This window comes from Algoriphagus sp., assembly GCF_024642405.1.
Taxonomy (GTDB): Bacteria; Bacteroidota; Bacteroidia; order Cytophagales; family Cyclobacteriaceae; genus Algoriphagus.
Map to the genome: position 1 here is coordinate 1 of NZ_JAHEBC010000420.1, position 3,091 is coordinate 3,091.

General features: G+C 37.9%; 3 protein-coding genes. 1 reads left to right on the top strand and 2 read right to left on the bottom strand.

Annotated elements, in window-relative coordinates; genetic code table 11:
* Nucleotides 1-47: 47 nt before the first annotated feature.
* Complete coding sequence (locus Q0L68_RS18720) at nucleotides 48-650, bottom strand: class I SAM-dependent methyltransferase (RefSeq protein ID WP_296705774.1); 603 nt, start codon at nucleotides 648-650, stop codon at nucleotides 48-50.
* A gap of 124 nt (nucleotides 651-774) precedes the next feature.
* Here Q0L68_RS18720 and Q0L68_RS18725 point away from each other — a divergent pair, with 124 nt between their 5' ends.
* Nucleotides 775-2,133 carry an acyl-CoA dehydrogenase family protein gene (locus Q0L68_RS18725; protein ID WP_296705775.1) on the top strand — a complete coding sequence of 453 codons (1,359 nt, stop codon included), beginning with the start codon at nucleotides 775-777 and terminating at the stop codon, nucleotides 2,131-2,133.
* Here the strand turns inward: Q0L68_RS18725 and Q0L68_RS18730 are convergent.
* Nucleotides 2,130-2,972 carry a hypothetical protein gene (locus Q0L68_RS18730; RefSeq protein WP_296705776.1) on the bottom strand — a complete coding sequence of 281 codons (843 nt, stop codon included), beginning with the start codon at nucleotides 2,970-2,972 and terminating at the stop codon, nucleotides 2,130-2,132. The two genes, Q0L68_RS18725 and Q0L68_RS18730, sit on opposite strands and share 4 nt — an antisense overlap.
* Nucleotides 2,973-3,091: the final 119 nt, after the last annotated feature.

Here is a 3,091-nt window from a genome sequence, read left to right on the forward strand (position 1 = left end):
TATGATGATATGATTTCAAAGATCATTGACAAAGCTAAAATCAGCAACTAATTATTCTTTGCCCATATTTGGGCCTTTACCCAACCTTTTAAAAAGTCTTTCTCTTTTTCCAAAACCAAACCATTTTTCGTCAGGATTATTTCATAATCAGGAATATTCCCCCTTTTATGGGAGGTTAAAAGTCTGAAGAACAAAATCATAATTTGATGAAGGAATTTTTGCTTGCTAGTGATAGGCTGAAAAAAATCAACTAAGTAAACCTTACCTTTTTCCTTTAATACAATTTTAATTTCATTCAAGATTCCTTCAATTTCTTCATCACTCATCGTATCCAATACAAAGTGAAACCAAACTTCATCAAACAGGATATCCTTCTTCCTTTGAAAATTTCCCAAATAAAAATTTAGTCTGCTTTTCTTGAGGTTTTCTTTCGCCAGTTCCAACATTGAACTTGATAACTCCCAGTATTCTCCACTTAGATTTGATTGGATTTCTTGATAATCCAGACCATCTCCTCCTCCAATAATTAAAATTTTCTTACTTTTTAAATAAGAAATAAAGCAGGTCTTTGCTTCCTTCAAGCGTTTTCCAAAGACCAACTTGGCAAGTTGGTTGTAATAAGGAGCAATAAAGTTGTATCTGTCTTTCATCAAAAAGAAAATGTAACTTAGTCAAAACCCAAAATACTCTTTATGAAATCAAGAATGGCAAGAAATGAGAAGAATTAAGATGATTAAATCCCTGCTAGATTGACCATAAAAAAATCACAAACAGATGAAAAATATATTTAAATCCTTGTCTGGCCTACGTCAGATTTTATCGAATGTAGATTTAGACCAGATTTCGAAACTATCCCAGAAAGTAGACTTACCCAAAATGGTAAATCTTGTTTCCAAAATGAGCGAAGAAGATTTATCTAAAATGATGGGAATGCTTAAAGGAGGAAGTAAACCAAAAACAATCCCTGCAGTCAATGGCGACTTCTATGAGCTTGGAAAAAGCCTCCCACCTCATGAGCGGGAAATTCAATTGCGCGTCCGGGAATTTATGGAGCGAGAGATCAAACCCATTGCAAATGATTATTGGAATCGGGGAGAGTTTCCCATGCATATTATTCCCAAAATGGCGGAATTAGATATCGCAGGTCTAACATACCAAGGTTATGGATGTCCGGGACATTCCGCGTTACTGGAAGGGTTTATTGCCATGGAGATGTCAAGAATAGATACTTCTACATCTACTTTTTTTGGGGTGCAAAGTGGATTGGCTATGGGTTCTATTTATCTCTGTGGATCAGAAGAACAGAAAAAGGAGTGGCTACCATCCATGCAAAAGCTTGAGAAAATTGGAGCATTTGGTTTGACTGAGCCAGAAGTTGGGTCTGGAGTGGCCGGCGGATTGACCACAACATGTAAAAGAGAAGGTGATGTATGGGTTTTAAATGGACAGAAAAAATGGATCGGAAATGCTACTTTTTCAGATATCACGATTATCTGGGCAAGAGATTTAGATGATCAGCAAGTGAAAGGGTTCATTGTCAGAAAAGAAAATCCAGGCTTTTTGGCAGAAAAACTTGAAGATAAAATGGCCTTACGAACTGTTCAAAATGCCTTGATCACTTTGACAAAATGTGAGGTTCCGGAATCAGATAGATTGCAGGAAGCTAACTCTTTTAGAGATACTGCGAAAGTGCTAAGAATGACAAGGGCAGGTGTAGCTTGGCAAGCTGTGGGATGTGCTAGAGGAGCTTATGAATTGGCATTGGCTTATACCAATGAAAGGAAACAATTTGGTAGGCCTATTGCATCTTTTCAGTTAGTGCAGGACCTGCTAGTCACAATGCTTGGCGATTTGACAGCGATGCAAACAATGGTCTTCAGGCTTTCTGAGATGCAGGATAGTGATATTCTCAAGGATGAACATGCCTCATTGGCTAAGGTATTCTGTACGCTTCGGATGCGATCTATTGTGGATCATTCCCGTGAGCTATTCGGTGGAAATGGAATTTTGCTTCGACATGATATCGCTAGATTCGTCGCAGATGCTGAGGCGGTCTATAGTTACGAGGGCACAAAGGAAATCAACTCACTGATTGTAGGTAGAGCGATCACCGGGCACAGTGCTTTTGTTTAAAAAAGTAATAGGATTCCAGGAATCATAAAAGTGGCTTCCATTCGCATCCTTATTTGCACAGAGTTCAATTTTGAGTTAAAAAAACTCTGATAATGTATAAAAAGCATCAGCAGGAGAATTGCCGGGAAAATCCTTTGAAGTGAGTTAAAGAAAATAAGGGCAAGTGCAGAAATAATGAGGAGTATAACTGCCAACTGATGAATAATCTTAACATGCTCCTCTGGAGAGAGCATGGTAGAAATTGAATGAAAACCATACTCTTTGTCTTTCTCAGAATCTAGGTTGGAAAGCATCATCAAATTCAAATAGGCTAATCCCATATAAACAATGGTCATAGTGAATGCAGCCCAGCTATACTCAATAGGCTCTACTTGATACCAAGGAAACCAAGAAATCCCAACAACATATAAAACTGCAGAACTTAGTTCTTTTAGCCAGACGTTTTTGGCTACAAACTTTCGGATAAACAGCATAATGCCTAAAATCAAAACTCCCAATCCGGCTCCAAGAAACAGTTCTACCGAAAATCCGAAAAATGAGATTGCACCAAATATGCCTACCAAACCAACCACCAACAAGGAAATCAGCAAAGCTTTGAAATGATTTCGATGAAATTTATGTCTGTCTTCAGACAATCCGATCGGGAGTTTTCGGGAATCCAATAGATGATCAGCCGTATAAATACACCATACAGCCATGCCTAGTAAGGCATAAGCTTCCCAAAATACATTTACTCGAAGAAGTCTGGTAAAAAACAACATTCCCGCCATTGCTCCAAAAACAACATCAAAGGAAAGCCATGTAATTCGCTGATAAAATTTTGCTAGCAATTGCACCAAATAAAGATAGGTTGAATAGTCAAAAATCCATAGTTCGGAGGATTATGAGGCTCGATTTTGTCTAGGCAGTAAGCAAACATTTTCCTATTTTACCAATCAATTTTCAATCCCAAGACCTA